The sequence below is a fragment of the Collimonas sp. OK607 genome (genome assembly GCF_900111995.1).
Taxonomy (GTDB): Bacteria; Pseudomonadota; Gammaproteobacteria; order Burkholderiales; family Burkholderiaceae_D; genus Collimonas.
The window spans coordinates 1-5,779 of record NZ_FOKF01000081.1 but is presented as its reverse complement, the minus strand read 5'-3'; the positions used below and the strand labels follow the sequence as shown (position 1 = coordinate 5,779).

At 54.2% G+C, this 5,779-nt stretch carries 6 protein-coding genes and 3 pseudogenes; 5 read left to right on the top strand and 4 right to left on the bottom strand.

Annotated features, from left to right (window positions below; translation table 11 throughout):
- Nucleotides 1–373, bottom strand: a pseudogene (locus BM029_RS25405) (SDR family NAD(P)-dependent oxidoreductase); the annotation flags it as partial.
- Between BM029_RS25405 and BM029_RS25400 the strand changes: the two are divergent.
- On the top strand, nucleotides 373–741 hold the full coding sequence (locus BM029_RS25400; RefSeq protein WP_092440819.1) for a hypothetical protein: 369 nt from the start codon (nucleotides 373–375) through the stop codon (nucleotides 739–741). The pseudogene BM029_RS25405 and the gene BM029_RS25400 sit on opposite strands and share 1 nt — an antisense overlap.
- Here the strand turns inward: BM029_RS25400 and BM029_RS26685 are convergent.
- Entirely contained in the window at nucleotides 738–1,100 is a 363-nt protein-coding gene (locus BM029_RS26685; RefSeq protein WP_170851231.1) for a TrbI/VirB10 family protein, read from the bottom strand. The genes BM029_RS25400 and BM029_RS26685 overlap by 4 nt on opposite strands.
- Nucleotides 1,101–1,201: 101 nt before the next feature.
- Nucleotides 1,202–1,653 (bottom strand): annotated as a pseudogene (locus BM029_RS25390) (transposase); the annotation flags it as partial.
- A 489-nt stretch (nucleotides 1,654–2,142) separates the two neighbouring features.
- On the opposite strand from BM029_RS25390, the gene BM029_RS25380 reads away from it, so the two are divergent.
- From BM029_RS25380 to BM029_RS25365, 4 genes and pseudogenes are all read left to right on the top strand, one after another.
- Nucleotides 2,143–2,544: a transposase gene (locus BM029_RS25380; protein WP_092440815.1), complete on the top strand. Its 402-nt coding sequence runs from the start codon at nucleotides 2,143–2,145 to the stop codon at nucleotides 2,542–2,544.
- Nucleotides 2,541–2,870, top strand: coding sequence for an IS66 family insertion sequence element accessory protein TnpB (gene tnpB / locus BM029_RS25375; protein ID WP_092440813.1), 330 nt, complete (start codon nucleotides 2,541–2,543; stop codon nucleotides 2,868–2,870). The genes BM029_RS25380 and tnpB overlap by 4 nt, the downstream gene beginning before the upstream one ends.
- 80 nt (nucleotides 2,871–2,950) lie before the next feature.
- Nucleotides 2,951–4,523, top strand: a pseudogene (locus BM029_RS25370) (IS66 family transposase).
- A gap of 129 nt (nucleotides 4,524–4,652) precedes the next feature.
- A complete protein-coding gene (locus BM029_RS25365; RefSeq protein WP_092440811.1) occupies nucleotides 4,653–4,856 on the top strand; it encodes a DUF4926 domain-containing protein in 204 nt (67 codons plus the stop codon).
- Between the two features lie 131 nt (nucleotides 4,857–4,987).
- Here BM029_RS25365 and BM029_RS25360 read toward each other — a convergent pair.
- Nucleotides 4,988–5,779 (bottom strand): transposase (locus BM029_RS25360; protein ID WP_244545221.1); only part of this gene is annotated, 792 nt, incomplete at its 5' end.

The following is a 5,779-nucleotide window of genomic DNA, read 5'->3' as shown; positions in this document are numbered from 1 at the left end:
CTTCTTTAGTCTGCTTATCGGAATTACGAGGTATTTTCCTGGGTGGGGCTTCTGTCCCTCCCGTCGCTACTGCATTGACACGGATGCCATCCTGCGCATGTTCAAATGCGAGACTGGCGGTGAGCGCATTGACACCACCTTTCGCTGCTGAATAGGGAATGCGATTAATTCCGCGCGTCGCGATGGAGGATATATTGACGATGACGCCACACCTTTGCGCGATCATGCCAGGCAATGCAGCACGACAGCACCATAACGTCGGGAACAAAGAGCGGCGAATTTCCGCTTCAATTTGCGCTTCTTCATATTCCTGATAGGGTTTTGCCCAGATCGTTCCGCCCACATTATTAATGAGGATGTCGACTCGCCCGAATGGAGATTGCTGCGAAATTTGGCAAGAATATCTCATACCAGTCCTGCCAACGGGTCAAAACTGATCTCCGGGAAATTGAGCCTGCCCTATTTACTAAAGAACGCCGGGATTCACAAAGCCGGGCCAAACGACGGATGGTCCGTTTTAACGTCAATGAAGCAGAGTACAAGATTTTTTCCGAGTTTGTTGGAATGATGGGCTTATCTAATGTGAAATCACTCTCGGTCCTGTCGCGGGCAATTGTATATTTGACAGTGATGGGGGACATCAATTTGGTGGAAGTGCTTGCTGCTGCGAAGAAGGTGACTGACCACGAAGCCGAAACGTATGCTGGAATATTTTCAAAACTGGATTTGTCGAAAATTTAGTTTTTGTAGGGTCTGTGATGGAGAAAATAGTCTTGAAGGCTAACAAGTGGAGATATCGTTAAGCCCTTTGACGAACCAACCGCAACGGCGCCGGCTAAAGGATATGCCAGGCTCGGCCTGATTATAGGTATTGACGACATCCACGTTCCATCATTGAGCACCAGTCGCGCCATCCCGATGAGTAGTCGCTCTTGACCAACAATGACCCCATTGTTGTAGCGGCCGTTCATCGCGCTACCTTTCGAAATCACCACGAATGCTTGATTGTCGTCATAGACACCTGACGTGATCATGGCACGCGTTGTCCCAGGGAGATTGCTATTGACGCCAGTCAGAAGTACCGAGCGAATAGGTCTCACTTCGCCGACAATGTACGTCCCCAGTCGAGCGTGTTGCGTGAGTGGATGCAGTTCAGCGACGTCGTGCGATGCACTGCATAACGCAAGTCCATTGCATACAGGTTGACCGCCTTGAACTTGCTGCCATCGATGGCAGTATCGGTATTGGCAAACAGATCGAGATTGCAACACATCAGAACAAACTGACGACAGACCGTGCTGATCGCCGGCCCGTTGTTCTTTCGGAAGTCGGCAATAGTCTTGAAATCCGGCGTCAGGCGACTCGTCAGCCATATGACTTCGATGTTACGTTGTGCTTCGCGTTCCAGGCGCCGGCTTGACTGGACACGGTTGAGGTAACCGTAGATATAAATCTTCAGTAGCACGTTGGGATGATAAGACGGCCGTCCGGTCTGTGCTGGCTTCGCGCCGCCAAAACCCAGCGATCCAAGATCAAGCGAGTCGACAAAGACATCGATGATTCGGACCGGGTTATCTTCACTGACGTAATCTTCGAGCTGCTCTGGTAGCAGGATGCTCTGCGTGCGTCCGTTCCCTGGACAAAGCGTTTCATCGAAGCCCCAGTCAGATATGCAATATCGATTTGACGTTTGTATCGAGAAATAGTTTGCTAACCCGATGCATTTTCGCACAGCCTCGCCCCACTCCGGACACTTGACCAATCGCCCTTTTATGTTCTTTAATTTCCCTTTCGTCAAACGTCAACATGATGCTAAGCAAGCTAGATCCGACTCGTGTTAAGCACTTTGAGACGGTCATGCGGCGAGCCCGCACGATTGCAGAAGACCAATTGCGCCGAGGCATGTTTCGCTCAAAGACAGGAAACATCACAAAGATCGCAGCGGACTTGCTCGATCCAGCACGCTGGCCTACGCATGGACAGATGATTAGCGCAGCCGATGCACTTGATATCGGACTGTCTGTTGATGTTCGATCTGCGGACGACTCAGAATGGCAGTAAGCGTCCAGCCGTGCCACATTGCTGACGCTGCGCCTGGAGGTGAACATGTGTCCACGATAATTTCGATGGACAGATGTACACATGAAGACTACTGAATTTACCCCAGCCCCATCCCGCGCCCACCGTAGACATTCGGCAGAGTTCAAGGCCGAAGTTATTGCCGCTTGCTTACAGCCCGGAGTGTCGATTGCTTCGGTTGCGTTAGCCAATCGGCTTAATGCCAATTTTTTGCGCGGGTGGGTCAAGGCGTATCGAGATCAGCAACTGGCCGGCGTAACTGCAAACACGAGTATCGAGCCGCGCATTGAACCAGCGAACTGCCCGCCAACGACTTTGGTTCCTATCACATTGCAAGTGCCCGATGTTCCACCCTCTGGCGACATCCAGATCGAAATCCGACGCCAACAAACCGTCTTTCAAGTCACCTGGCCCACGTCTCAAGCAGCAGCCTGCGCGCAGTGGTTGCGCGAGATTCTACGATGATCCGGCCGGAGCAAATCTGGCTTGCCGTCGAGCCGGTTGATATGCGTCTTGGCATTGATGGCTTATCGTTAAAAATACAGCAGGCGCTGGGGCGCTCTCCTTGCGACGGCACAGCCTACGCCTTTAGCAATCGTAACGGCAATCGCATCAAGCTGCTGATGTGGGATGGCACCGGGGTCTGGCTGTGTGTGCGACGCTTGCATCAGGGGCGCTTCACCTGGCCGAGAATTGATGACGTCACTTGCATCCTCAGCGAAGCCGAGTGGCAGTGGCTGACTGCCGGCGTCGACTGGTGTCGCTTGCAGGCAAAGCCGCACGCACATTGACAGGTTTGATGAAGTAAAAAATGCCTTGAAGGTCGATATATATAAAGAATAAGAATGGTGTAAATGATATAATTTACACCATGAATTCCACCGCTGAACTGGCCCATCAATCACCCGATCCGGCACTCCCTGATCAGGTCCGGGCGCAGATCTCAGCACTGCAATTGCAGCTAGTCGAACGCGATGCAGAACTCAAACGGCGTGAACTGAAGATACAGAAACTCACCCTCGAACTGGCGCACCACAAACGCATCCGCTTCGGCTGCAAGAGTGAAATCCTGACGAGCGAACAGCGTGATCTGTTTATCGATACCGGCGACGAAGATGGTGCCGCCATCGTCGCCGAACTGGAGCAGCAGAAACCTGCTGCTGCACCGCGTCAGCACAACCGTCCCGGCCGCAATCCGCTGCCACCTGAATTGCCCCGCATTGAACATCGGCACGAACCGGAATCCTGTACGTGTGGGGAATGTGGCCATGATCTGGTCAAGATCGGTGAAGACATTAGCGAACAACTCGACGTTGAGCCGGCCCGTTTCTTTGTCCATCGCCATATTCGTCCGCAATATACCTGCCGCACCTGCGAGACCATCACTGCCGCGCCGGTGCCGGCGGCCATCATTGATGGTGGTCTGGCTGCGCCAGGTCTCCATGCGTGGGTATTGATCCAGAAATACCTGGATCATCTGCCCTTGTATCGCATCGAGAAGATCAGCGAGCGCCACGGTGTACGGATTGCCCGTTCCACTCTAGCGCAATGGGTAGGTCAACTTGGCGTCAGTTTGCAACCGCTGGTTGATAGGCTCGCCGAGTTGCTCAGGCAAGGCAAAGTCCTGCATGCCGATGAAACGCCAGTGCAACAGCTCGATCCAGGCAAAGGGAAGACCAAGCGGGCCTACATGTGGGCCTATCGTAGCAACGATCTGGAGGATGCCCCGCGGATCGTCGTGTTTGACTACCAAACCAGTCGCAGCGGTGCTCATGCACGTAATTTCTTGCAGGATTGGCGAGGTTATTTGATGGTGGATGATTTCTGCGGCTACAAAGCGTCCTTCCGGGAAGGCGTGACCGAGCTTGCTTGTCTTGCCCATTGCAGGAGAAAATTCTTTGATCTTCACGCTGCGGGCGGTCATCCTGTGGCGGAAGAGGCGTTGCTGCGTATCGGCCAGTTATATGCCGTCGAAGCCCAGGGGCACCATGATGATGCGGCCGCTCGACTCGCGCTACGCCAGCAAGAAGCCCGGCCACGGCTCAAAGCGTTGCACGAATGGTTGACCGCTCAGCGATTAAAGACGGCTAAGGGCACCGGTCTGGCCAATGCCATTGACTACAGCCTGAAGCGCTGGCCAGCACTGATCCGTTATATCGATAGAGGGGATCTCCCAATCGATAACAATCCGGCCGAAAATATCATCAGGCCTATTACCCTGGGTCGCCGCAACTGGCTCTTTACGGGATCAGAACGTGCTGGCTGTCGTGCCGCCGCTGTCCAGACACTGCTAGCTACCGCCAAACTCAATGGTTTGGAGCCGTATGCATGGCTCAAGGATACGCTAGAAAAAACTGCCGGCTTGGCCCTACAGCCGTATTGATGAATTGCTCCCGCTCAGATCCCAATCGGCAGAAAATTCAATCTGCAACGTGGCGCCGTAGCACGCTTACGAATGGCAACTATTTTGGCAACTTTATTGTTACCAGCGGCTCGACTTGCTAGACCGGAACAAACTCTTCGAATCGAGCTACGCGTCCCTGCCGGTTGGTTAACACAAATGCGGAGTTCACGTGCTGGCCAAGAGTCTGCCCGACCTCAGGTTGGAGCCAGGCGACGTAGGCTTTGTCGTCCGCGTCAACAAGAATAGCCAAGCTTATGAAGTTGGGTTCATGACCTTGGAAGACGATACGATTGGCGTGGCGACGTTAGAGTTAGCGGATGTGCGGCCGGCTGGCCATGCCGAAGTTCCTCGCGTTCGCGAGCGCTTAGTTTAGGCCCACAATCGCTTCAAAGCAATTCAGCGGCGAGCAACACAAAACCCACTCAGAGAGTGGGTTCAGGTTGCTGACGAACCCACCATTTTTTGGTGGGTTTTATTTTTTGTACGTCGAATTGCGCCGCGACACTAAAAAACAGGCGATCGGCAGAGGAAGGCGTCATGCAAGAGGAAATGGCGTCTCAAGGCGTATGTGCGGTCGAAATGACCGTTTAAAGAAGCTAAAAGCCGCGCCAGCAGCAGCGCGATCTTCTTCATATTCTGGCAAGCAGCCCCCAACAGACACTGCTCGGCGAGCTTGCGCAAGCCACGCATCTTTGCGTAGCGATGGCCATGTAGCTGCTTAGCATCGGCGAAACTGCGCTCCACCGTTTCCTTGCGCCGGGCATAAATACGCTTGCCCCACTCGGTAAGCCGTCTGGCGTCGACGCGTTCTTTGGCGCGCTCCCACACGTGCCGCACGACGACCTTCACCGCATTGGCGCTGTTGGTGCATTGTGTGCGCACGGTGCATCGCCGGCAGATCTCTGGATTGGATTTGTACTCCCGATAGCCAACCCGGTTGGTCGTGCTGTAGGGCAGCGCCTGACCTTGCGGGCAAATATATTCGTCGCGATACGCGTCATAGTGGTACTGGCGTTTGTAGAATGTCCCTGGCTTGTGATTGGGCGTGCGGTACCCCATGACCCCGGCAATGTCGCGATCGGCCAATCCTTGGCATACCATCGGCGTGAAGTAGCCGGCATCCAGGCCGACCGCCCCGACGGTAAAGCCGAAGCGTTCTCGCTGCCGGTCCAGTCGCGCCAGATACGGCTGGCTGTCGTGTACGGACGCCGGCGTCACATAGGTATCGGTGATGATGGCGTGCTTGGCGTCCACCGTACGGTGATCGAGATAGAAGAACCCTTTGGGCTTGTCGTC